The organism is Gilliamella sp. X-46 (assembly GCF_057063525.1).
Genome location: NZ_JBXSQH010000024.1, coordinates 1 through 23,090, shown reverse-complemented (window position 1 = coordinate 23,090; position 23,090 = coordinate 1). Strand labels below are relative to the sequence as shown.

The following is a 23,090-nucleotide window of genomic DNA, read 5'->3' as shown; positions in this document are numbered from 1 at the left end:
TGTCTGGCGGTAATAGCGCGGTGGTCCCACCTGACCCCATGCCGAACTCAGAAGTGAAACGCCGTAGTGCCGATGGTAGTGTGGGTATTACCCATGTGAGAGTAGGGTGCCGCCAGACTTTTAAATTAGAGAGAGCCCAGCAGTCATGCTGGGCTTTTTTGCTTTTGTGGTTATCTTAATTTAGCTTTATTTTATATTGAATTAACAGTATTTAGTTAATTACATCATTTTATTTAACCACAAAACACTATTAACCTTACCACCTAATAATATCAATTAGAGCCTAACCAAAAGACATGTTCATTAACTATTTTCATCTAATAATAGTAAACATGGATGTTGAAGATTTTAATCTAATAAAAATAAGTCAGGAAAGTAATTGATTTTATTTAATTTTTTATTTTGTTGTTTTTTATAAAAATAATTTCATTTTAATCGATAAGATCCTTATCTTGCATCATGTTAGGCATAGTTATATCATGGCTACAATCCCATATTATTAAGGAATAACTATGTTAAAGTCAATTGACCCAACTACTACTACGTCTTGGAAATCACTCCAAGCTAGCTATGAAAAACATCACACCAAAACCATTGCCCAGATTTTAAAAGAAGAATCTCAACGCGTTGAAAAGCTCAGTATTCCTTTTGAAGATGAGTTTTTGGTTGATTTGTCAAAAAATCGTGTTACACAAGAGACGTTAGAATTGCTTTATAAGCTTGCTGACGAATGTGATCTGGCTGGCGCAACGCAGGCTATGTATAGTGGCGAGAAGATCAACCGCACCGAAGATCGAGCTGTATTACATGTGGCCTTACGCAATGTATCGAATACTCCAATTTATGTAGACGGTAAAAATGTGATGGATGATGTTAACGCTGTCTTAACTAAAATGGAATCATTCAGTAAAAAAATTATTAGTGGAGAGTGGAAAGGCTACACCGGTAAGGCGATTACGGATGTAGTGAATATTGGAATTGGTGGTTCTGACCTTGGTCCACATATGATTACTGAAGCATTACGTCCGTATAAAAATCACTTAACTATGCATTTTGTGTCGAATGTTGATGGGACACATGTTGTTGAGGCGCTGAAAGGGTTGGATCCAGAAACGACGTTATTTTTAGTCGCTTCTAAAACCTTTACTACGCAAGAAACTATGACTAATGCGCAGACAGCACGTGCATGGTTACTTGATGCAGCTAAGGATGATAAAGCGGTTGCGTTGCATTTTGTTGCGTTGTCAACCAATGCGAAGGAAGTTGCAAAATTTGGTATTGATACAACCAACATGTTTGAATTTTGGGATTGGGTCGGTGGACGTTATTCGTCATGGTCGGCGATTGGGTTGTCGATTGTGTTATCCATTGGGTTTGATAACTTTAAGCAATTTTTGGCAGGTGGCCATGCGATGGATAAGCATTTCCAAAGTGCGCCAATCGATAAAAATATCCCCGCTTTGCTTGCCTTAATCGGTATTTGGTATAATAACTTTTGTGGTGCTGAAACCGAGGCGATTTTGCCTTATGATCAGTATATGCATCGTTTTGCTGCTTATTTTCAACAAGGAAATATGGAGTCAAATGGTAAGAGTGTAGATCGCAATGGCCATAAAACACCTTATACCACCGGTCCAATTATTTGGGGGGAACCGGGAACAAATGGTCAACATGCGTTTTATCAATTAATTCATCAAGGTACTAAACTTATTCCTTGCGATTTTATTGCACCGGCGATTAGCCATAATCCGATTGGTGATCATCACCCTAAATTGCTATCTAACTTTTTTGCTCAAACAGAAGCGTTAGCTTTTGGTAAAACAAAAGAACAAGTTGAGCAAGAATTTATTGCTGCTGGTAAGACGCTTGATGAGGTGAAGTCTATTGTTCCGTTTAAGGTTTTTGACGGTAATAAGCCGACGAATTCGATATTAGTGAAAAAGATCACACCTTATACGCTCGGTGCATTGGTTGCGATGTATGAGCATAAGATATTTACTCAGGGCGTTATTTTGAATATCTTCAGTTTTGATCAATGGGGTGTGGAGCTTGGTAAGCAATTAGCAGGACGAATTTTACCTGAATTAGCGGACGATAAACCTGTAAATTCTCATGATGATTCAACCAATAATTTAATTAACCAATACAAGAAGTGGCGTTAGGTTGTTTTAGCCACTTGGTGAGTTTATTTAGATAAAAGAAAACCTTCAGTTTAGGCTGAAGGTTTTTTTATGTGGAAGAATGTGTTTGCTTATTTTTTAATTCGCATTATTGGGGTTTTACCTGCTTCGACAGAGCCTGATAATTTGGTTAACTCAACGACTGTTTCCATATTCGAAATGACCACAGGTGTTAACACTGATTTGGCTTTGCTTTCAAGTAGTGGTAGATCGATTTCAATAATGGTATCGCCTACTTTTACTTGTTGGCCTTCTTCTGCAATTCGAGTAAAGCCTTCGCCTTTTAGTTCTACGGTATCAATACCAAAGTGAACAAAAAGTTCGATGCCTTCATCTGATTCAATAGCAAAAGCGTGGTTGGTTTCGAAGATTTTGCCAATTTTTCCATTTAATGGTGCAACAATTTTATTCCCAGATGGTTTGATTGCAACACCATCGCCAACGATTTTTTCAGCAAAAACCACATCTGGTACATCTTCGATTTTGACAATTTCACCACTTAAAGGGGCAATAATCTCGATGCTGTTTTTATTATCATCAGATACAAATTGCTTAATTTTATCGAATAGACCCATTATTGTCTCCTAACAGATTTGCTTTTCATTAGCATAATTTTCAATCAAATCAATAACTTCTTTAGAGGTTGCTTTTTCTAGTATAGTATCAGCAAATTTTTTCGCCTCTTCATAGTTAGTGTTACGAATTAATTTCTTAATTTTAGGAATAGATACGGCACTCATACTAAATTCATCAAGCCCCATACCCAGCAATAAAATTGTGGCTCTTTCATCACCAGCAAGCTCGCCACACATACCAGTCCATTTTCCTTCTTTATGAGAAGCATCTATAACCTTTTTAATCAGTGTTAACACTGAAGGTGAAAATGGATTATAAAGATGAGAGATCAATTCGTTACCACGATCAACAGCAAGCGTATATTGTGTTAAGTCATTGGTTCCAATGCTAAAGAAATCTACTTCTTTGGCTAAATGATGTGCAATTACGGCTGCTGCTGGAGTTTCAATCATTACGCCGATTTCAATATTTTTATCGAATGCTTTACCTTCGGCATTTAATTGTTCTTTAAGAATATTGATTTCAGATTTTAATGTACGAATTTCTTCCACAGAAATAATCATTGGGAACATAATGCGTAATTTACCAAATGCTGATGCACGTAGAATTGCGCGTAATTGCGCATGAAGAACTTCTTTGCGATCTAAACAAATACGAATTGCACGCCAGCCTAAAAATGGGTTTTCTTCTTTTGGTAAATGCATATAAGGTACATCTTTATCACCACCAATATCCATAGTACGGACAATTACAGATAAACCATTGGTAGATTCGGCCACTTCTTTATAAGCTTTAAACTGTTCTTCTTCATCAGGATAGGCTTCGCGATCCATAAATAGAAATTCAGTACGGTATAGACCAATACCTTCATAGCCGTTACGTTCAGCACCTGCAATATCACGCACAGTACCAATGTTGCCACAAATTTCTACTTGGTGACCATCGAGTGTTACTGCGGGTAGATCTTTCAATTTAGCTAGTTCTTCTTTGTCGCTAATATATTTAGTTTGAACTTGTTTTAATTTTTCTTGAGTGGTGTGATCTGGATTGATATAAATAGCATTATTTATCGCATCCAAAATAATAAAATCCCCTTGTTTGATTGCTTGAGTTGCATTAGATGTACCAACGATAGCAGGGATTTCTAAAGAGCGAGCCATGATTGAGGTATGTGAAGTCCGCCCACCAGCATCAGTAATAAAACCTAATACCATTTCTAAGTTTAGCTGAGCTGTTTCCGATGGTGTTAAGTCAGTTGCAACTAAAATACAAGGTTGACTGATTGCACTTAAATCAACGATTTCGATACCTAAAATATTTTTAAGCAATCGTTTACCAATATCACGAATATCTGCAGCACGTTCTTTTAAATATTCATCATCTAAATTTTCTAGTTCTTTAGCTTGAGTTTCAAAAACAGATTGAACAGCGGCATCTGCGCTTGAATGTTTACTTTGAATACGAGAAATCACTTCTTGCTCAAGATCCTCATCTTCAAGAAGCATAATATGCCCCTCAAAAATGACTGCTTTATCTTCGCCTAACGTAGATTTTGCTCGTTCCATAATCGCATGCAATTGTTTGCTTGATTTTTCTCGAGCTTCCTTAAAACGCTCAATTTCCGCGTCAATCTTGTTATCGAGAATTTGTCTATTATTGATAACAATAGGCTCTTCTTTTAATAATAGCGCTTTAGCAAAAGCGATACCCGGGGAAACAAGTGTACCTGATACCATAACATTTAATCCTTATTCAATTTTAAAACCGTTCATATCTAATTGGGAGAGATTATTCTAATTCTGGAATTAATTTTACTAGATGTTGTACTGCTTCTTTTTCGTCTTCGCCTTCGGCTGAAATAGTAATTGTTGTCCCTTGTGTCAAACCTAACGTCTGTAATTTAAATAGACTTTTAGCACTTGCACTTTTTCCATCAGATGTGACAGTAATTTCTGCATTGAAGTTTTTGGCTTCTTTAACAAATTGCGCAGCAGGGCGGGTATGAAGACCGTTAGATGCAGTAATGGTGACATCTTGTGTGTACATATTTTTTTACTCCCAAAATATTTTTATTTCAGCGACCAATATAAATAAAAACCGCCTGAAAGGCTAGTAAGATTTCATTGTTCTTCTATATTTAGTCAATTGTATTAGCTATAATTTATAAAGATATCCATATTTTATCAGTATCGGTAGATACGAGTGACTTTGTCACTGCATTTTTTAAATTCTACCTGCCCATGGATTCCATGTTTAATATTTTCAAAAACGATTTCTTCACTACCATCAAGCTGTGAGACGCGAATTTCTTCTTTGCAGAAGGTTTCAAATCGTTGTAATTCTTGTTCGCTATTACCTAATTTATACGACTTAGGTAAATCTTGGCTAGTTACATTGGTATGTATTTTATCTTGTGCATCAAGGATAATGACGCCTTTATTAGGTAAAAATGAACTACATGACACTAATGATAATGCTAATCCTGAAAGGCATAGTAGACATAATCGTTGCAGCGGCAACTTCGCAATTAATCCTACAATGTTCAAAATAATTCCTTTATAAAGCACAGTAACCTGTTTATTATTTATGATTAGGTACGGATTATATACTAATAATCGAAGAAAGTGCATAGTGCATTTTCAGTGATGTGACAAGATTAGGGTGGAGTTTATGTTTGATACTATTAATTACGATGAATTTAATCGTCAACTAATTCAAAATAAAATAGGTATTACCGCTGCTGAGTTGCATGGTTTTCTTTCTGGTATCTTAGCTGGTGGTAATCATGATGAGAGCTGGCGTTCATTAGTTAAAGATATGCTGAATAATGGACAAGTGTTTGACGAGTCGTTAGATGAGCAAATCAAAAATCTCTATCATTTAACTAAGCAACAGTTTTTCAATAAAAACTTTGAATTTGAACTGTTACTCAGTCACCATGATCTGTTTGCACAAATCGATGATTTGGTTGGTTGGGTTAACCATTTTTTGCTTGGTATTGGCCTTGCACAACCCAAAATTAATCGTCTTAAAGATGATGTTGGCGAAGCGATTTATGATTTACGCCAAATTGTGAAATTGGGTTATGACGAAAGCGATGATGAACAAGAGCTCGGTTTTGCATTTGAAGAGATTAAAGAGTATGTTCGCATAACGGCTATGCTCTGTTTCGATGAATTTAATGAGACAGATATTTCTCCAACAATTCATTAATATTAATACTTATACCTCTATTAAGGTCATGACAATGATAAACAGCAATATCAAAATAGAACTTTTGGCACGTAGGGAAAAACTACTTTCTCAGATGGCAACCAATAGTATTGCACTTTTTTTTGCTGCTCCAGAAATGGCGCGCAGTAATGACACACATTATCCATATCGGCAAAATAGTGATTTTTGGTATTTTACGTTTTTTGCTGAACCAGAAGCGGTTTTTGCTGTTGTTAAACAACAAGATAATATACCTAAATATGTCTTATTTAATCGTAAAAAAGAGCGGTTGGCCGAGACGTGGACAGGTTATCGGTTAGGACAACAGGCAGCATTAGACGCTATTTTGGTTGATGAAGCTTATCCATTTGATGAACTTGATACTGTATTACCTGATTTATTAAATGGTAAAACAATCATTTACCATGCCGATCAACAGTATGTATATGCTGATAATTTTGTTGATAATGCGATGAAGAGGTTGCGTCAAGGTTATAGAATGAATCATTCTGCACCCAATTGCATTATCGATTGGCGACCTATAGTGCATGAAATGCGTATGTTTAAATCAGAATTTGAAATGGCTATTTTACGTCAAGCTTGTCAAATTAGTGCAAAAGCACATGTTCGTGCTATGCAAAAATGTAGGCCTACTATGTTTGAATATCAACTAGAATCTGAAATATTACATGAATTTGCTTGGCATGGTGCACGCGCCCCAGCTTATAATACCATTGTTGGTGGTGGCAATAATGGCTGTATATTGCATTACGAGAATAATAATGAACAGTTAAAAGCGGGCGATCTAGTCTTGATTGATGCCGGTTGTGAATATCAATATTATGCGGGGGATATAACTCGTACTTTTCCTATTAATGGTCAGTTTAGTCAAGCTCAGCGTGAAATTTATGATATTGTTTTAGCATCGCAATATCAAGCTATTAAATTACTAAAGCCAGGTACTTCTATTATGGAAGTGAATCATTATGTCATTAGAACAATGGTCGAAGGTTTAGTCAGATTAGGCATTATGCATGGCGATATTGATACTTTAATTGCTGATAAAGCTTATAGCACATTTTATATGCATGGATTAGGGCATTGGTTGGGGATTGATGTGCACGATGTGGGTAGCAATCGAGATCGAATTTTAGTACCGGGCATGGTGTTAACGGTAGAACCGGGTTTATATATTAATCAAGATGCCGATGTTCCAGTGCAATATAAAGGCATCGGCATTCGAATTGAAGATAATATCTTAATTACTCAATCAGGAAATGAAGTTTTGACTGGTGATGTCCCTAAAGATCCTATAGAGATTGAAAAACTGATGGCGAATAAACTTGCTCATTAGCCATATTGTTGCTGTGATTTTTAGATGATTGCCACTTTTTATAGCCGCTGCCATTTATTAACTATACAGATACTATAGAAATAGGTGTTATAGCATAGATGTTACAGCGGTTTTATTTGTTGTGGTTGGTTAATTTAAACTAATTGATTTATCGCGATTGAAGATAATTTTTATTTTCAGATCTTTGGCTGCAATTGGTTTATATTTCCACGTTTTCATGGCATTAATGACGGAACGATTAAAAATATTATTCGGATTTGTTTCAATAATACGAATATTTTCAACATGTCCATCACTGTTTACATCAAACAGTGCTACTACATAGCCTTCTAAGCGCATATCAAGAGCTCGGCGTGGGTATTCTGGTTGATTTCTCCTTATTGGTGAAGGGGTGCCTGAATATTGACGGCTATCTGAAATTTGTGGAGCTACAGAAGTATTAGCAATATTTTCGTTAATCACTTCTTGTCTAACTTGCTGATGCGATGCTTTTTGAATTGGTGGGGCCTTTTTTTTCGGTTTTGGTTCTTTTTGGGTTTCAATTTTCTTTTTGGGTTCAATAGTCGGTTTATCGGTTATTTTTTCAATAATGGATTCTGTTTTTTCTTCTTTAACTTCATGTTCGACAATTGGTTCAATAACCGGTTGCATTGGGGTTTCTTCGATCTTTTGGTTATCAATAAGTTCGCTATTTTCTATTCCTTGAATGTCTGGTTTATCTTCTACTAGGGCTTGTTCTGGTGCTGCCAACAGTGATAGATCGATCATGACAGCTTTAATAGAATTATCACCTTCGTCGACTATGATATTTGGGGCAAGTAAGACAGAACTAAATAGTAGTGCAAATAATACAAGATGAGACAGTACAGAAACTGATGCACATACATAGGCATTTTGGGTCTTTTTTTTAGTTGGGCTTAAAGGCGCCTTGGTATCATCAATGTCTATATCAAAGTTAATCTTCATAATGATTATCATTTTCAACTTAAGAATATTATTTTAAATGAAAATGCTTATCATTTGTAGTCTTTTTTAAAATATGATAGATGACACCTTGTTGCCTAATAATATTTATCAGATAATAGAAAATAAATATCAATTGTTTATAGTGGTTAGGCGGATGAATACTCCATCAATGAATCAAATACTCGATCTTGTTAAAGAAGATCTTATTAAAGTTAATAAAGCTATACAGGCAGAGCTAAGTTCTGATGTGGCTTTAATTAATCAGTTGGGCAATTATATTATTAGTAGTGGTGGGAAGCGCATACGCCCCGTTATTGCATTATTAATTGCCAAAGCACTTAATTACCAAGGTGATAAACATATTATCACCGCAGCTTTTATAGAATTTATTCATACTGCCACCTTATTGCATGATGATGTTGTTGATGAGTCGGATTTACGCCGTGGTCAATCAACGGCAAATGCGCTTTTTGGTAATGCTGCCAGTGTACTTGTAGGCGATTATATTTATACGCGCTCTTTTCAAATGATGGTGCGTACAGAATCGTTCAAAGTCTTGAAAATTATGTCGACTGCTACCAATGTGATTGCTGAAGGCGAAGTACAACAACTCATTAATTGTAACGATCCTGATATTACCAAAGAACAATATTTAGAGGTAATTTATCGCAAAACGGCTCGTTTATTCGAGGCAACCTCGCATTCTGCTGCTGTGCTAGCCGGTGCAAATGAAGAGCAAGAGTTGGCTTTACAGGAATATGGCAAATATCTAGGTACGACCTTTCAAATCATCGACGATCTTTTAGATTATAGTGCTGATAGCAATCAAAAATTAGGTAAAAATTTAGGGGATGATCTTAATGAAGGCAAACCGACCTTACCGCTTTTACATGCGATGCATCACACCAAAAATTTTCAAGATGCGGAATTAATTCGCCAAGCAATAAAGCAAGGTAATGGACGTAACTTATTAGATCGTATTTTACAAATTATGGATGAATGTGGTTCGCTTGATTTTACGTTACAAACCGCTCAAAAAGAAGCGCAAAAAGCATTTGATGTTATCGCTATTTTACCAGATTCGCCTTATAAACAAGCGTTACAAGCTCTTGCCTTATTATCAGTGAAAAGAGAAAACTAATAAGTCAGTTTGTTATGTGCACTTCTATGATTAAGCGCATCGTTTTCTGAAATTTTTATCATGAGTTTTATTCCAATAACTTCAAAGTTTGATTATGGTGATTATTTATGCTTAAAAGGTCTTGGCCTGTTTTGTTAATTTTTATTTCGATGATTTCAGTTCAAGGCAGTGCATCTATCGCTAAATACCTATTTCCCGTATTAGGGCCAGAGGGAATGACAGCTTGGAGATTGTTTTTTTCGGCAATTATGTTGATTTTTATATTCAAACCTTGGCGTAAAACAATGACAAAGCAGGCATTGAAATATATTTTTTTATATGGAATTTCACTTGGTTGTATGAATTTGGCATTCTATAATGCAATTGCAAGAGTGCCTTTGGGGGTTGCTGTGGCTATTGAGCTCACTGGGCCGATTATGGTAGCAATGTGTTCGTCACGAAAGTTACTTGATTTTATTTGGCTTAGCGTTGCTATTGTCGGTCTGTCCATGCTTTTGCCGCTTTATCAAGTGTCAGACAATTTAGATCCTATAGGGCTTTTATTTGCACTATTAGCTGGAAGTGGTTGGGCGTGTTACATTTTGTTTGGACGTAAAGCTAGTACGCTTTATGGTGCATCAAGCGTCGCTGTTGGGTCGGTGATTGCTACGTGCTTTTTATTTCCTATTAGTATTTTGCAAAGTGGAAGTACAATGTTTTCGTTGGAATTGTTGCCTCTGGTTTTTGTGGTTTCGTTATTAGCATCGGCGATTCCTTATGGATTAGATATGATTGCTTTACCAAGATTACCAGCGCAAACATTTAGTACACTAATGAGCTTGTCGCCTGTTTTTGCAGCGCTTTCTGGATTAGTGGTTTTGCATGAGCAGTTAACCACCAATCAGTGGCTAGCCATTATTTTTATTATTATCTCATCAATAGGCACCGTGCTAACCATGAGTCGCTCAGTAAAGATTAAATTGGTTGAACCAAACCCAGAAAATAAGTAACAAGATTAAGTTATTAAAATTAATATCGCGCTGTTTATCCGCGCGATATTTTTATAGAAAGTTTATACAAAGATAGCGATGACTATTGCTCATGAAAAAATTGATTTATGGCGTATTAACGAGGTGGGAACCCCATTCCTCCCCCCATCAGTCCTTTCATTTGGCGCATCATTTTCATCATGCCACCGCCTTTCATTTTCTTCATCATTTTTTGCATATCTTCAAACTGTTTTAAGAGTTTGTTAACATCTTGCACTTGGGTACCAGAACCATTTGCAATACGGCGTTTGCGTGAACCTTTAATGATTTCAGGATTAGCGCGTTCTTTTAATGTCATAGAACCAATAATGGCTTCCATTTTGATAGTAATTTTATCATCCATTTGCGCTTTAATATGATCAGGTAGTTGACCAACACCGGGTAATTTAGCCAGCATAGCCCCCATTCCTCCCATATTACGCATCTGCTTGAGTTGGTCTTGAAAGTCATTAAAATCGAACTTATCACCTTTTTTCAGTTTTTTGGCGATTTTCTCTGCTTTTTCGCGATCGACATTATGCTGTAATTCTTCAATCAAAGATAGCACATCACCCATACCTAAGATGCGCGAAGCAATACGATCTGGATAAAACGGCTCTAACGCGTCAGTTTTTTCACCCATCCCTAAGAATTTTATCGGCTTACCGGTAATATGACGAATGGATAGCGCCGCACCACCACGCGCATCACCATCAACTTTGGTTAAAATTACACCGGTAAGTGGCAAAGCATCATTGAAAGCTTTAGCCGTATTGGCTGCATCTTGCCCAGTCATGGCATCAACCACAAATAATGTCTCAATTGGATTAATGGCTTGATGAAGCGCTTTGATTTCATCCATCATGTCGTTATCAACATGCAAACGACCCGCAGTATCGACAATAAGTACATCAAAAAATTGCAATTTTGCATGAGAAATAGCTTTATTTACAATACTGACCGGTTTTTCAGTAATATCAGATGGAAAGAACTCAACATCAATCGCTTTAGCCAGTGTTTCTAACTGTTTAATTGCAGCAGGTCGATAAACATCGGCAGACACCACGAGTACTTTCTTTTTCTGTTTTTCTTTTAGGAACTTAGCCAGTTTAGCAACGCTAGTTGTTTTACCGGCACCTTGTAACCCTGCCATTAACATAACAGCAGGTGGTTGGGTTGCCAAATTGAGTGAACTATTGACTTCACCCATTGCTTTTGTGAGTTCATCTTGAACTATTTTGATAAATTCTTGACCCGGTGTTAGGCTCTTGCTGACGTCTAATCCAACGGCTTTTTCTTTAACTTGATTAATAAATTCACGAACTACTGGCAGGGCAACATCAGCTTCGAGTAATGCCATACGCACATCGCGCAACGCATCTTTAATATTGTCTTCAGATAGTCGTCCACGACCACTGATATTGCGGAATGTCTGTGATAAACGGTCGGTTAAATTCTCGAACATATTAACTCTCGTAATAAATAAAAAATTTTAATTATCATATCAGAAAATTTCAATAAGTCCCACGATCATAATTTTGCGCCGACTTGACAGCAAATTGCGATCCTGTTGAAATGAGGACAAACAAGAAGCGAATACCTTAACCATTTTAGTTATTAAAAAGCAGGGTAGATTATAAATTAAGGAGAACATCGAGTATGGCAAAAGTAATTAGTACTGACAAAGCACCAGCGGCTATTGGGCCTTATGCTCAGGCGGTCGATTTAGGTAATATGTTATTTGCCTCAGGACAAATCCCACTGGATCCCGCCACAGGTGAAATGCCAAGTTGTGTGAAAGAACAAGCCAAACAAAGTTTAGCCAATGTTAAAGCGATTGTCACTGCGGCAGGTTATCAAGTCAGTAATATCGTAAAAACAACGATTTTTTTAGCTGATATGAATGATTTTGCTGCGGTAAATGCGGTATACGAAGCATTTTTTACTGAAAATAATGCCTCTTTCCCTGCTCGCTCTTGCGTGCAAGTTGCTCGAATACCTAAAGATGCTAAAGTTGAAATTGAAGTTATTGCTGCTAAATAAATTTGCTCACCTGATTAGCACCAAAAGGTGCTAATTTTTGTCAAAAAATTTCAGGAAATCCTCCGTTTTAGTATAAAAAGTAGGTTAAAACACGTTATATTTTTAGTTATCTCATCTATTACTTTTTACTATCAAAAATACAGCCATTTTCTAACCAAAAATCAAATTAATTATTTATTGTTAAACTGTTATTTAATGATTGATTGCCAATAAAGTTGGTGCAATAATCTACAGATATTTATTGTTGTTTTTGTGCCAATTGGATTGTGAACATGTTTGAAAAAGTAGAATCGTATGTAGGGGATCCCATTTTATCGTTAGTCGCTGAGTTTATGGATGATAACCGAGATAATAAAACGAATTTAAGCATTGGTTATTATTATGATGAAAACAGTGTGGTTCCCCAATTGCAATGTATAAAAACTGCTCGTGATAATATTTATCATCTCAATCAAGGTGCACAGCTATATTTACCAATGAGTGGTTTGCCAGCGTATTGCCAATCAATTCAGTCTCTATTATTTGGTGAAGATCATTCGGCTTATAAAGATAAACGTATCGCAACGATACAAACGTTAGGTGGTTCGGGTGCTTTGAAAATAGGAGCTGATTTTTTATTTCGCTATTTCCCAAAATCTGAAGTATGGGTCAGCGATCCAACATGGGAAAATCATATCGCTATTTTTAGCGGTGCAGGTTTTAAGGTAAACAAATATCCCTATTTTGATGAGCAAACTTGTGGCGTAAAATTTGAAGCAATGCTTGAAACATTAAATCAATTACCTGCTAAAAGCATTGTGTTACTACATCCATGCTGCCATAACCCAACAGGCGCTGATTTAACACATACGCAGTGGGATAAAGTGATCGAGGTGTTAAAGGCCCGTGATCTTATTCCATTTATGGATATTGCTTATCAAGGTTTTGGCGAAAGTATTGAAGATGATGCTTATGCTATTCGAAAGGTGGCAGATTCTGGATTGTGTGGTTTTATTAGTAATTCATTTTCGAAGACATTTTCACTTTACGGAGAACGTGTTGGTGGTTTATCGGTTTTATGTGATAACAATGAAGCTGCTAACCGCGTATTAGGACAGTTGCAAGCAACCGTTCGCCGTAATTATTCTAGCCCTGCGGCTTATGGTGCGCAGTTAGTTAGTTATGTATTAAATCATCCGGAACTTAAAGATCAATGGGTTAAAGAAGTTGAATCAATGAGAAATCGCATTGTAACTATGCGATCAACTCTGGTTGAATTATTAAAAAAAGCTGTACCTGATCGTAATTTTGATTATTTGGTTAAACAGCGGGGCATGTTCAGTTATACCGGTTTTAATAAAGAGCAAGTTACACAATTGAAAGATAATTTTGCTGTTTATTTGGTGGGCAGCGGAAGGATGTGTGTAGCGGGTTTAAATCACCATAATATCGATCGTGTGGCAGAAGCATTTGCTACATTAAAGTAAACATGTTACTAAAAGGAGTATATTTTATGTTCCATAAAATGTTAATGTTAATATTAGGTATAGCAATGACGACTCTAGTTGTTGGATGTAACACCGTTAAAGGTGTTGGTCAAGATGTTCAATCTGGCGGAAAAGCCATTTCACATACTGCCGAAAAAGTGAGTGATAAAATGTAACTAAGGTTATATATGCCTAGCAATATTTCCGTTTTTAACTATGTTTTAGAGTAAAAATGTTACGTATTTTATCTATACTTACATTGTTTTTACTTGTTGGGTGCGGTTCGTTAAACTATCGAACTGCACCTTTAACCTTGCAAAATTGCCAGTATTCAAACCTGTCGGGTATTGAATTTTTATTAAATAAACTTCCATCAAATATACAAAATTATCAGCATGTTTATATTGCTCAGAGCCGAGCAAGCAAACATTTACCAAATAGTTATGCCGGAATAAAAGGTAAATTAACCGATCAAATTTTTGTGCGAGATTATCCTAAAGAAACATTTTGGCGAACCCCAAATTTGTTCGAAAGGGCTTCTTTGTACGATGATGGATACGATGATCTTTACATCAGCAAAGCTCAAAAAGAAGCGCGTGACCGTAAAGCAAAATTCGTAGTAAGACAAGCCGTGTTACAAAATTGCCAAATCGTTTATATCTCTATTGATTCTTTAGCCAAAGATAGGGATAATCCTTTACTCATCGAATCTAATGATTTATCAATCATTAAACAGGAATAAAAATGATAAAGGAAAAAGAACTTAAAGGATTAGGCGGTTGGCTAATTTTAGTTGGTATTGAATTATTTTTTTGTTTTATTTTTATTGGATATGTTACTTTTTCTAGACTAAATGCGATTGATTTTATCGACGTATGGACACAATTATTGGATCCCTACTCGGAAATGCACACAATTCATTTGGGGCTGTTTATTTTAGGTGACATGGGTCTAAATTGTTTATTATTGCTTTTAAACGCTTATATTATATTTTTATATTTTACTAAAAGTTATAAATTTCCTAACTTTTTTATTATATTTAGTAGCAGTTTTATTGTTTTTAAGCTAATTCAAAGATGTTGGTATCTTTTTATCGTGTTACCATTTGAACTTAGATTTGAGTTTTTTCTTATAAAAGATATTGTGATAGCAATCATTTATACCAGTATTTGGATTGCTTATGTGTTAAAGTCAGTGCGAGTCAAAAATACATTTGTTAATGGTCGCTGTCGTGACGGTACCTATAGCTCCACTGTTGGTTAATTGTATTAAGGAAATAAAATGACATCAAATTTAGAAAATTCAGCAAGTAGAAAAGTCAAAAAAGCGGTTATCCCTGTTGCAGGTTTGGGTACACGCATGTTACCCGCAACTAAAGCAATTCCTAAAGAGATGCTTCCGGTTGTTGACAAACCACTTATTCAATATGTGGTTAAAGAGTGTATTGCAGCTGGCATAACTGAGATTATTTTTGTAACCCACTCATCAAAAAATTCAATTGAAAACCATTTCGATACCAGTTTTGAATTAGAAGCCATGTTAGAGGCACGTGTTAAACGTCAGTTATTGCAAGAAGTACAAGGTATTTTACCTAAACATGTCACAATAACCAGCGTCCGCCAAGGTTTAGCTAAAGGGCTTGGTCATGCAGTATTATGTGCTTATCCTTTAGTTGGTAATGAACCTTTTGCCGTTGTTTTACCGGATGTGATTATTGATGAGTATGAAAGTGATCTTGCCAACGATAATTTAGCAGCAATGATCAATAATTACCATGAAACCAAACACAGCCAAATCATGGTAGAGCCAGTGCCAAAAGAGCTAGTTTCTTCTTACGGTATTGTTGACTGCCGTGGTGAAACGTTATCTGCTGGTAATGTAGCACAAATGTATAGCGTTGTTGAAAAGCCATCAATTGAAGAAGCGCCATCAAACCAATCGGTAGTTGGACGCTATGTATTATCTGAAAAGATTTGGCCTTTACTTGCCAAAACACCATTAGGTGCTGGTGGTGAAATTCAATTGACCGATGCAATTGCCATGCTACTTGAAGAAGATAGTGTTGATGCTTATTGCATAAAAGGTCGTAGCCACGACTGTGGTAATAAACTCGGTTATGTGCAAACCTTTGTTCAATACGCAATGCGCCACAAAAGTTTAGGTAAAGATGTTAAAGCATGGTTAAAGACGCTTTAGTTTTAATAACATCAAACAATATTAAAAAGACGCAGTTTGCGTCTTTTTTTCATTCTTAAATTTGGCATGGCAAATATTCTATTAATATCAATTTTACCTTTAAAAAGGTATGCAATTTTCGCGTATATTTTGTAGCTCCTTTGGACTATCTTCATAATAGTCTATTTGGGATATTTTAATGCGCTTTCCATCGTATTCAATAGAATCAATACAATTGAATCCGATAGGATGCCGATAATAACCAAAAAATTGAGGTGTAACATAAGTAATTTTAATATTTTTTGGCTGTTGAGATACTGGCTGTTGAGATACTGGTTGACTAGCAACAAAAGCATTACTTTTAAAAAAATAATAGCCACCACTAATAACCAATACTAGAAAAACAGCTCCTAATACCCAAAGTACTTTGTGGCTAATTGATTTACTTTTTTTTTCAATAACAATATTACTCATATCTTATTACCTATATTAACTCACTATCACAACACGAGCCTGCATTGAATGCGGCGGTTTGATTTATTTGTTTTAGTTAAGCATTATCATACTTAGCTAGTTATTCATTTATATCTAAATGTGTTAACGGAAGAAAACGATATAAATTACGATATTTGCTTAATATGTTATTCACTTCTGCTTGTTGTTCTTCGGTTAATTGAGCACTGATTTGCGCTACTTTTGTTGTTGCTTTGGTTTGATTATATTCAACTAACAAACGATACCAAACTAAAGCTAACACATTATTTTGAGGGATTTCTTTACCTTGCTCATGCATTTGTGCAAGTTCAAACCATATTTTATAAATATCAGTCGAGGATAATTTTAAATTTGCATAAAAGTATTTTGAGAAGCGATTTTTTTGATAGTATTCGCTAATTTCAGGATCTAAATGGTACTGACTTAAATCATTTTGTAATAAAGCTAATTTAGTATATTCAAACGTATTAATATTTGTATTTTCATAATAAAAAGCTAAAAGCCCTGCAGCAGCAGGGCTGCCTGATTTTAGTGATGTTTTTAGATAAGGTAGCACGGTATTATTTGGCAAATTAACCTGTTTTTGTGCCAGTTCAAAAATTGCATAAGGATTATTATCTGCAACTTGAGCTTTAAGCATTGCATGAAATTGTTCATATTGTTTTGACAATTTGTAATATTGTGTTTTTAAAAATGCTTTCTTTTTATCATTTTTATTACTGCTATCAATCCAACTAAAGAGCAACTCTTTCTTAGGTGTACAAATAAAAGAATTTGCACCGTTATTCATTTGACTTAACAACTCACCTTGTGCAAAAGTATCACCATTAGCTGCAAGTGACAATGCGGCTTTACAACCTTGATACGTTTTTAGCCCATTCCCATTTGAATCATGTCTTATTTGGTGATATGTGGCTTTATCGTTTTGGTTCTCTTCGCTTTGGGTTTTTAACCAATCCATTTCATCAACCATAACCGTTGGAGAATGGTACACTTGTTGATGGTTAAGGTATTGGGTTGTTAACCAATCAAATTCAGGATGAGATTTATCAATCGTGATCAAAAAATACTGAGCAGGTTGATAACCTTGCTTAGCTGCCAAATCAAGATATTGCCAAGCCTCACGATAACTTTGCTCAACGCCTTTGCCTAAATAATACATGACACCTAGCCGATAATTTGCTTTTGAATTACCTAATTCAGCCGCTTGTTGGTAATAGGTTATTGCTGTCTTTTCATCCTCAAGAATAAAGTCATATAACGTACCAAATTGATAAAGCACTGTCGGATTGTTGGGTTCAATTTTTAATGCTGATTGATAAAGATCTATCAATTCATTAGTTGTTTTACCTTCAATATTTCTAGCATCACGATAAAAACCATAAGCTATTTCCTGTTGTTGGGCAAGTTTCAGCAAAAGAGGAATAGATTCAAATTTACGTAAGAGAGCATAACTCTCAACTTGAAGTGTTTCGACTAGATCTTCTATCAGTTTTTCATAAAAAACTTCTTTATCTTTAGGATTATCTGCAAAAACAACGTCGATAACCTTTTGGGCTTTAGCAATATCAAAGTTGTTTATATAAAATGGCGTAATAACTTGATGTAAAAATTGATTTTGCAATGACATATCAGTTGAAGATGTAACGTATTTATATTTTTTTAAGTTCATCTGATAGTCTGTTAGGTCATCTTGGTGCATGCCTAAATGATAATATTTTATTGCTTCTCCAATATCTTTTTCTACACCTAAACCATTTAAATAAAACCACCCTAACTGGAAAGCTGCTATCTGTTTAGACTCCTTTGATATGTTAGATTGTTCGGCTACTTTTAATAACCATTTTGCTGCCCAAAGATAATTAGGCGTATCTAATTTAGAACCGTCGGGTTGCCCACCCTCCAAAAAGTAATTAGCCATTTGCATTGACGTTTCTAATGTTTTTTCATCAACAAATTTTCCGGTATTATTTGCTGTATTTTCAAGCCAGTAGAGTGACTTTTTGGGGTCATTGAGCTTATCTTGATAGAGTTTATAAAGTTGATATTGTGCAAGATTATAAAATCCCCAATCGGTACTTGTGCTAGCTATTTTATAATGCTTGATTGCTTTAGCATAATCGGCTTTAACCTCTGTCCCCTCGTGATAAAGCAATCCTAACCAATAATGGGCTTCGCCGACGCCAATTTTTTTACCATTTGGCTGTGCTAGCCAAAATGTGCCTTCAACGATTCGAAATTTTGCTTTATCTGAAATCGGTGAGGCAGCCCTTTCTAACCAATAAAGCCCTTTTTTAATATCTTTAGGCACCAATTCTCCTTTAATATAAGCAATACCTAAATCTTTTTGGGCGATAGGGTATAAGTTTTCGGCCGATTTTGTTAAAAACTCGATATATTTATCGGCCGATTTATCGCGGCAACCTGACAATTTTTTATCATGATGACTAAAATATAACTGATCAGTTTGACAATAATAACTATCGTTTTTTGTTAAAGGGCTATAAGCCTCAGCGATTTTATATTGGGCAACGCTGTCTTTCTTTTCGATAGCTAAATACCAATCTTCTTGATAGATGACGCTTGCAAATGTACAATTTGGGAAAGCCAAAAATATGGCCAATAAAAAAAATACTCTTATATTATTCATTTCATTATGTCTTGCTTGTTCAAGTTTAAATTACAAAATAGATAACGATCTTCCATCAATTTAGCGAAGTTGGATTAATGGAGTTTTATCAACTTCGAACGAAGAAAAATATAAGCTAGGTTGATAATGAATTGCCTTTCCATCATAAAGCCGTTCGGTGTTTAGCGAAGGAGTTATATAATATTGTGTAAGGCGTTTATCTTTTGCCCAGTCAGGAATATCGCTAAATGAATAATGATAATAGACCAATCTTGATGTTCTACTGCGTTGATTATACCTTGTTGGACTCGATTCAGTTTTATACACATCATTGACTTTAATGTTGCCAAAACAAAAACCGCCTTTTTCTGGATTAAAATACGTTTTACCTTCTTGGGATAATCGATATCTTGTGGCATAAGTTAATGACCCATCCAACTTGGTTATGGATAATTTACGTTTAGTTAATAAGTTTAAATCGACAAAAATATCTACTAGTTCATCATTCAGATTATCTTCAACGATATTGTCATCAAAAATATCTTTAGGAAATGGTCTTACTTCTTCAGGTAAAGAATAACACAATGGTTGATTATTATTGATTATCGATTGTAATTCATCTTTATTGATGTTGTTATCACAAGCCACAAGCGACAAACCACAAAGCAACATAAGTAGTGTTTTTAATTTCATTATTGATGCCATCCTTCGTAGATGTGGGTAATTAAACCAATTCCTGACACGCTATAAAGCTGATTGTTTTTATCTAAACTAAATGTAGCGATTGCGGTTTTTGATGGATTATTAATATACGAATTTTGTTTTGATAAAATAGGCTCAATATTGGCAGGAAAATCTTCCACTTTATATTGGTACTCAACAGTAACATAATTACCATCTTTATCGGTTTTGCTTATTTTTTCAACCGTGACCTTACCAAAACAAAAACCAGAATGCCGTAATTTAGGCCAAGTTTTATAGTAGCGTTTCCCTTTTTCGGTGAGGTGATAAGTGTATCGATAATCTTTCTCATAGTGACTTCTCTCTTTGATCGTCTCATCCACTAATTCGGCATCGACCGCCATCAATAGAGGCTCTGATACTAAGACAGAATAATCAAAGTGATAAGGGAAATTATCAATGCGTGTAAATACAACGCATTCAACGGGTTCACCATTCTCATTAATTGCATCAAAACGTTGTTGAATTTCTTTTTGCCACTGTTCAGATGTTAAATTAAGTGTCGCATCAGCACGTGACTGATTACTAACGATGGTTAACATCAATGCCATACATAACTGACAAGATGATATATATTTCTTAAATTTCATAAAGTTTTAACGCCCTATACCTGTATCAGAATGATAATAAAATGGTTCAAAAAACAATGCATTTTGCAAGTTAGTTAATTCTTCTGAATCATTTTGTTGTTCCGTTTCATCAATAAGTTCAGTTAATGATATTGGAAAGCAACGTCCCTTATTCAGATAATCAAAATTTGCTATAGAAAGTGCCGAATCTGTTAACGCAAATTGACTACAGCGATAAACAGGTTGCTTATCAAATTGATATTCTGGTCGTACTTTAATTTGCTTAGCCCAATCAAATTCCATTAGCGCAGAATTAGCTAACATATTGTTAGGCGGGGTGGTTAAAACAATCATATGATCTTTAACAAAAATGACTTGAGCAATAATTTGACCGGTAATAACTTCTTGTCTGTTATTTTCGCCGATACGTTCAAAGAAATAACGATAACCAAATTTCATTGTGTGGTTTTCAACATCTAATTGTGGCTCTATTAACCATTCAAAATGTTGATAGCGATTGCGGTAATTTATCACTTTGCGTTGTAAATTATTTTTTATTTCTTGCAGACGTTCAGGATCATCAAACAGCTTTTTTTCTGCCTTTAAATCAATATAGCCAACATTATGTACAGAAATACACAATTGATTATTATTGCTATATGCTGGCATCAAAAAACGATTACAGTTTTTTTCAAGTGAAGGCCACTCATAATAAATATAACCATTTGGTATAGTTAAATCAGCAATATCTTTAATATTAACCGTTTCAGGGCCGGCTAAATAGGTTTCATTTTTGGTATGATTGATTGTATTGGTGTTTTTATCATTTTGTTTTTTAGTGACAAAATAATTGGCAATTTCACCGATTTTATCTTTGGGAATGTCAACGACCTTATATTTTTTATCCATCCAAGTATCTATTACGACCGATTCATTCACATATCGGTTTAATAAGCACTCTTTTTCAATGTCTAAAGGCCATACAATGTTATCTTGGGGATCTTTTAAAACGATCAAATCTTGTTTACAAGCACTGTTTTGAGTTTCATCGATTTTATCTTCATAGAATAAAACATGACCATCCTGATCCAAAATTTTGGTTAAAAATTCTTCATCTTTATAGTCTTTTTCTGGTAATTTGGTTTTAGCATAAAACAGCACATGATCACCGACTTGAACGGTACTATAGTTATCGTATTTGTCGAGAGTTTCGCCTGTAGCATTAATTAAACGATACTTATCTTCATTACTATCCTTTTTAACCCAACTTACCGAACCATAAAAAGGGGCGACTTGATAAAAGCTATTTTCATAGAGCATTGTCCCTTCGTAATCGTAAAGTTGATATACCATATAATTATCTTGATAATTTTGCACCCAAAAATATTGACCAGAAAGATCTACATTATTATCAAAATGATAGCTATTCATCTCCCATGCTCGTTTACCGATATCCACTTCTTTACCGGTTTTTTTATTAATAAGATATTTGCTGTTATGTTTGTCACAAAGCTGCATGATTTTATCGAGGGTGGCGTCTTGGCAATGTGGATTGTATTTGGTGTTTAGCTCATTGGGATTCTTGCTGACAAATTGCCCTTGCAAGTCAATATACCCCCGTTTATTATCTTGCGTTTTTACTTCGGCGTAACCATTATTAAATGGATTGATTTTTTTATAATAAACGCCTTTGGGGGTAATTAAATGACCATCGGTATCAATTAAAACCGATACCCCGGTATCTTGATAGTAATAAGCAATTCTTTCATTACCTAAATACGTTAACGACCCACCGGGTTTGAAAGTTAAAATATCACCCTGTTTATCAAAAGAATATTCAAAGTTGTTAACTTGATTAAAATTATTAAAAAAAACATCATTACTTTTTTGTATAATCCAATAATGATCCCTATAAGTTATTGAGTTTCCATCCCCCTCATTATCGACAATCACCTTACCGCTACGATCAAGTAACAAATTCTTATAAGGCACATAAAGTCTTGCATCATCAGCATACGACGACATTGAAAAGCAAGCCAAACTTATTAGATATAAAGCGCTCTTTAATCTTTTTCTTATCACTTATTTATTTCCTTTCCTCAGTAATAACAATATTCCATTTATTCATTATTGACGGTGAGCGTTTATTGAATAATGGTAATAGTAAAATTAATGATTATTTTTATTAACACCTCATTCTAAAATAAAATAAGGTTAATTTCTTGTTATTTTTCAAATATAATTTTTGAAAATGGCGTATGGTTTTTATTGAGGGGGGCTTTTCTATAAAAAAACACGCTATCAAATGCTTAAAAAGTGGTCAGGAAAGGTGTTGATTTTATTAAAGTTTTTATTTGGTGCTTTTTATCCAAAAAACCTCACCAAAACCATTCCCCAAAACACGTCACCAAAAGCTTAACCGCCCGCAATTAACAAAACTTTACAAATTTTTAACAAAAAACCTAGCGCATAATTACTCAATCGGTTATAATTTAAGCGCTTTCAAAGCAAGGGAGTGCTCATTAGTCGAGCAGT

At 35.1% G+C, this 23,090-nt stretch carries 22 protein-coding genes and 1 rRNA gene; 12 read left to right on the top strand and 11 right to left on the bottom strand.

Annotated elements, in window-relative coordinates:
* Window positions 1–2: 2 nt before the first annotated feature.
* A 5S ribosomal RNA gene (gene rrf / locus ACYIAJ_RS10845) occupies window positions 3–118 on the top strand.
* 394 nt (window positions 119–512) lie between these two features.
* On the top strand, window positions 513–2,162 hold the full coding sequence (gene pgi, locus ACYIAJ_RS10840) for a glucose-6-phosphate isomerase (RefSeq protein WP_483560728.1): 1,650 nt from the start codon (window positions 513–515) through the stop codon (window positions 2,160–2,162).
* A gap of 89 nt (window positions 2,163–2,251) precedes the next feature.
* Here pgi and crr read toward each other — a convergent pair whose 3' ends face one another.
* The 4 genes from crr to ACYIAJ_RS10820 all read right to left on the bottom strand — a co-directional run bounded on the left by crr (window position 2,252) and on the right by ACYIAJ_RS10820 (window position 5,302).
* Window positions 2,252–2,755 carry a PTS glucose transporter subunit IIA gene (crr, locus tag ACYIAJ_RS10835; protein WP_091350771.1) on the bottom strand — a complete coding sequence of 168 codons (504 nt, stop codon included), beginning with the start codon at window positions 2,753–2,755 and terminating at the stop codon, window positions 2,252–2,254.
* Between the two features lie 9 nt (window positions 2,756–2,764).
* Window positions 2,765–4,492, bottom strand: coding sequence for a phosphoenolpyruvate-protein phosphotransferase PtsI (ptsI, locus tag ACYIAJ_RS10830; protein WP_483560727.1), 1,728 nt, complete (start codon window positions 4,490–4,492; stop codon window positions 2,765–2,767).
* 52 nt (window positions 4,493–4,544) lie between these two features.
* Window positions 4,545–4,802 carry a phosphocarrier protein Hpr gene (gene ptsH, locus ACYIAJ_RS10825; protein ID WP_483560726.1) on the bottom strand — a complete coding sequence of 86 codons (258 nt, stop codon included), beginning with the start codon at window positions 4,800–4,802 and terminating at the stop codon, window positions 4,545–4,547.
* Between the two features lie 137 nt (window positions 4,803–4,939).
* Window positions 4,940–5,302 carry a hypothetical protein gene (locus ACYIAJ_RS10820; RefSeq protein ID WP_483564813.1) on the bottom strand — a complete coding sequence of 121 codons (363 nt, stop codon included), beginning with the start codon at window positions 5,300–5,302 and terminating at the stop codon, window positions 4,940–4,942.
* Window positions 5,303–5,426: 124 nt separating this feature from the next.
* On the opposite strand from ACYIAJ_RS10820, the gene ACYIAJ_RS10815 reads away from it, so the two are divergent.
* Both ACYIAJ_RS10815 and pepP read left to right on the top strand, forming a co-directional pair.
* The gene (locus ACYIAJ_RS10815; protein WP_483564812.1) at window positions 5,427–5,969 is read left to right on the top strand and encodes a UPF0149 family protein; all 543 of its coding nucleotides are present in this window, start codon (window positions 5,427–5,429) and stop codon (window positions 5,967–5,969) included.
* Between the two features lie 37 nt (window positions 5,970–6,006).
* Window positions 6,007–7,323 carry a Xaa-Pro aminopeptidase gene (gene pepP, locus ACYIAJ_RS10810; protein ID WP_483564814.1) on the top strand — a complete coding sequence of 439 codons (1,317 nt, stop codon included), beginning with the start codon at window positions 6,007–6,009 and terminating at the stop codon, window positions 7,321–7,323.
* A 129-nt stretch (window positions 7,324–7,452) separates the two neighbouring features.
* Here the strand turns inward: pepP and ACYIAJ_RS10805 are convergent, their stop codons facing one another.
* Window positions 7,453–8,289 (bottom strand): TonB family protein, encoded by an 837-nt coding sequence (locus tag ACYIAJ_RS10805; RefSeq protein ID WP_483564811.1) that lies wholly within the window; start codon window positions 8,287–8,289, stop codon window positions 7,453–7,455.
* A gap of 154 nt (window positions 8,290–8,443) precedes the next feature.
* On the opposite strand from ACYIAJ_RS10805, the gene ispB reads away from it, so the two are divergent.
* Together ispB and ACYIAJ_RS10795 are read left to right on the top strand one after the other, a co-directional pair.
* Window positions 8,444–9,430, top strand: coding sequence for an octaprenyl diphosphate synthase (gene ispB, locus ACYIAJ_RS10800; RefSeq protein WP_483564810.1), 987 nt, complete (start codon window positions 8,444–8,446; stop codon window positions 9,428–9,430).
* A 107-nt stretch (window positions 9,431–9,537) separates the two neighbouring features.
* The gene (locus ACYIAJ_RS10795) at window positions 9,538–10,419 is read left to right on the top strand and encodes an EamA family transporter (protein ID WP_483564809.1); all 882 of its coding nucleotides are present in this window, start codon (window positions 9,538–9,540) and stop codon (window positions 10,417–10,419) included.
* A 115-nt stretch (window positions 10,420–10,534) separates the two neighbouring features.
* On the opposite strand, the gene ffh is transcribed toward ACYIAJ_RS10795, so the two are convergent.
* The gene (gene ffh / locus ACYIAJ_RS10790) at window positions 10,535–11,902 is read right to left on the bottom strand and encodes a signal recognition particle protein (RefSeq protein WP_483564808.1); all 1,368 of its coding nucleotides are present in this window, start codon (window positions 11,900–11,902) and stop codon (window positions 10,535–10,537) included.
* Window positions 11,903–12,096: 194 nt separating this feature from the next.
* On the opposite strand from ffh, the gene ACYIAJ_RS10785 reads away from it, so the two are divergent.
* The 6 genes from ACYIAJ_RS10785 to galU all read left to right on the top strand — a co-directional run bounded on the left by ACYIAJ_RS10785 (window position 12,097) and on the right by galU (window position 16,142).
* Complete coding sequence (locus ACYIAJ_RS10785) at window positions 12,097–12,480, top strand: RidA family protein (protein ID WP_483564807.1); 384 nt, start codon at window positions 12,097–12,099, stop codon at window positions 12,478–12,480.
* Between the two features lie 272 nt (window positions 12,481–12,752).
* Window positions 12,753–13,946, top strand: a complete 1,194-nt coding sequence (locus ACYIAJ_RS10780; protein ID WP_483564806.1) for an amino acid aminotransferase — start codon at window positions 12,753–12,755, stop codon at window positions 13,944–13,946.
* A gap of 26 nt (window positions 13,947–13,972) precedes the next feature.
* On the top strand, window positions 13,973–14,122 hold the full coding sequence (locus ACYIAJ_RS10775; RefSeq protein WP_483564805.1) for an entericidin A/B family lipoprotein: 150 nt from the start codon (window positions 13,973–13,975) through the stop codon (window positions 14,120–14,122).
* 56 nt (window positions 14,123–14,178) lie between these two features.
* Window positions 14,179–14,688 (top strand): hypothetical protein, encoded by a 510-nt coding sequence (locus ACYIAJ_RS10770; RefSeq protein ID WP_483564804.1) that lies wholly within the window; start codon window positions 14,179–14,181, stop codon window positions 14,686–14,688.
* A gap of 2 nt (window positions 14,689–14,690) precedes the next feature.
* On the top strand, window positions 14,691–15,209 hold the full coding sequence (locus tag ACYIAJ_RS10765; protein WP_483564803.1) for a DUF2569 family protein: 519 nt from the start codon (window positions 14,691–14,693) through the stop codon (window positions 15,207–15,209).
* An 18-nt stretch (window positions 15,210–15,227) separates the two neighbouring features.
* Window positions 15,228–16,142 carry a UTP--glucose-1-phosphate uridylyltransferase GalU gene (gene galU / locus ACYIAJ_RS10760; protein ID WP_483564802.1) on the top strand — a complete coding sequence of 305 codons (915 nt, stop codon included), beginning with the start codon at window positions 15,228–15,230 and terminating at the stop codon, window positions 16,140–16,142.
* Between the two features lie 99 nt (window positions 16,143–16,241).
* On the opposite strand, the gene ACYIAJ_RS10755 is transcribed toward galU, so the two are convergent.
* The 5 genes from ACYIAJ_RS10755 to ACYIAJ_RS10735 all read right to left on the bottom strand — a co-directional run bounded on the left by ACYIAJ_RS10755 (window position 16,242) and on the right by ACYIAJ_RS10735 (window position 22,637).
* Window positions 16,242–16,595, bottom strand: coding sequence for a hypothetical protein (locus ACYIAJ_RS10755; RefSeq protein WP_483564801.1), 354 nt, complete (start codon window positions 16,593–16,595; stop codon window positions 16,242–16,244).
* A 100-nt stretch (window positions 16,596–16,695) separates the two neighbouring features.
* Entirely contained in the window at window positions 16,696–19,266 is a 2,571-nt protein-coding gene (locus ACYIAJ_RS10750; RefSeq protein WP_483564800.1) for a hypothetical protein, read from the bottom strand.
* A gap of 60 nt (window positions 19,267–19,326) precedes the next feature.
* Entirely contained in the window at window positions 19,327–19,938 is a 612-nt protein-coding gene (locus ACYIAJ_RS10745; RefSeq protein ID WP_483564799.1) for a hypothetical protein, read from the bottom strand.
* Window positions 19,938–20,576 (bottom strand): hypothetical protein, encoded by a 639-nt coding sequence (locus tag ACYIAJ_RS10740; protein ID WP_483564798.1) that lies wholly within the window; start codon window positions 20,574–20,576, stop codon window positions 19,938–19,940. Before ACYIAJ_RS10740 ends, ACYIAJ_RS10745 begins: the two co-directional genes overlap by 1 nt.
* 6 nt (window positions 20,577–20,582) lie before the next feature.
* Window positions 20,583–22,637, bottom strand: coding sequence for a hypothetical protein (locus tag ACYIAJ_RS10735; RefSeq protein WP_483564797.1), 2,055 nt, complete (start codon window positions 22,635–22,637; stop codon window positions 20,583–20,585).
* Between the last annotated feature and the right edge of the window lie 453 nt (window positions 22,638–23,090).

What these genes read in the sequence shown, in the direction of transcription:
- pgi (WP_483560728.1), top strand. Translation starts at nt 513, where the DNA reads ATGTTAAAGTCAATTGACCCAACTACTACTACGTCTTGGAAATCACTC.
- crr (WP_091350771.1), bottom strand. Translation starts at nt 2,755, where the DNA reads ATGGGTCTATTCGATAAAATTAAGCAATTTGTATCTGATGATAATAAA.
- ptsI (WP_483560727.1), bottom strand. Translation starts at nt 4,492, where the DNA reads ATGGTATCAGGTACACTTGTTTCCCCGGGTATCGCTTTTGCTAAAGCG.
- ptsH (WP_483560726.1), bottom strand. Translation starts at nt 4,802, where the DNA reads ATGTACACACAAGATGTCACCATTACTGCATCTAACGGTCTTCATACC.
- ACYIAJ_RS10815 (WP_483564812.1), top strand. Translation starts at nt 5,427, where the DNA reads ATGTTTGATACTATTAATTACGATGAATTTAATCGTCAACTAATTCAA.
- ACYIAJ_RS10805 (WP_483564811.1), bottom strand. Translation starts at nt 8,289, where the DNA reads ATGAAGATTAACTTTGATATAGACATTGATGATACCAAGGCGCCTTTA.
- ispB (WP_483564810.1), top strand. Translation starts at nt 8,444, where the DNA reads ATGAATACTCCATCAATGAATCAAATACTCGATCTTGTTAAAGAAGAT.
- ACYIAJ_RS10795 (WP_483564809.1), top strand. Translation starts at nt 9,538, where the DNA reads ATGCTTAAAAGGTCTTGGCCTGTTTTGTTAATTTTTATTTCGATGATT.
- ffh (WP_483564808.1), bottom strand. Translation starts at nt 11,902, where the DNA reads ATGTTCGAGAATTTAACCGACCGTTTATCACAGACATTCCGCAATATC.
- ACYIAJ_RS10785 (WP_483564807.1), top strand. Translation starts at nt 12,097, where the DNA reads ATGGCAAAAGTAATTAGTACTGACAAAGCACCAGCGGCTATTGGGCCT.
- ACYIAJ_RS10780 (WP_483564806.1), top strand. Translation starts at nt 12,753, where the DNA reads ATGTTTGAAAAAGTAGAATCGTATGTAGGGGATCCCATTTTATCGTTA.
- ACYIAJ_RS10775 (WP_483564805.1), top strand. Translation starts at nt 13,973, where the DNA reads ATGTTCCATAAAATGTTAATGTTAATATTAGGTATAGCAATGACGACT.
- ACYIAJ_RS10770 (WP_483564804.1), top strand. Translation starts at nt 14,179, where the DNA reads ATGTTACGTATTTTATCTATACTTACATTGTTTTTACTTGTTGGGTGC.
- ACYIAJ_RS10765 (WP_483564803.1), top strand. Translation starts at nt 14,691, where the DNA reads ATGATAAAGGAAAAAGAACTTAAAGGATTAGGCGGTTGGCTAATTTTA.
- galU (WP_483564802.1), top strand. Translation starts at nt 15,228, where the DNA reads ATGACATCAAATTTAGAAAATTCAGCAAGTAGAAAAGTCAAAAAAGCG.
- ACYIAJ_RS10755 (WP_483564801.1), bottom strand. Translation starts at nt 16,595, where the DNA reads ATGAGTAATATTGTTATTGAAAAAAAAAGTAAATCAATTAGCCACAAA.
- ACYIAJ_RS10750 (WP_483564800.1), bottom strand. Translation starts at nt 19,266, where the DNA reads ATGAATAATATAAGAGTATTTTTTTTATTGGCCATATTTTTGGCTTTC.
- ACYIAJ_RS10745 (WP_483564799.1), bottom strand. Translation starts at nt 19,938, where the DNA reads ATGAAATTAAAAACACTACTTATGTTGCTTTGTGGTTTGTCGCTTGTG.
- ACYIAJ_RS10740 (WP_483564798.1), bottom strand. Translation starts at nt 20,576, where the DNA reads ATGAAATTTAAGAAATATATATCATCTTGTCAGTTATGTATGGCATTG.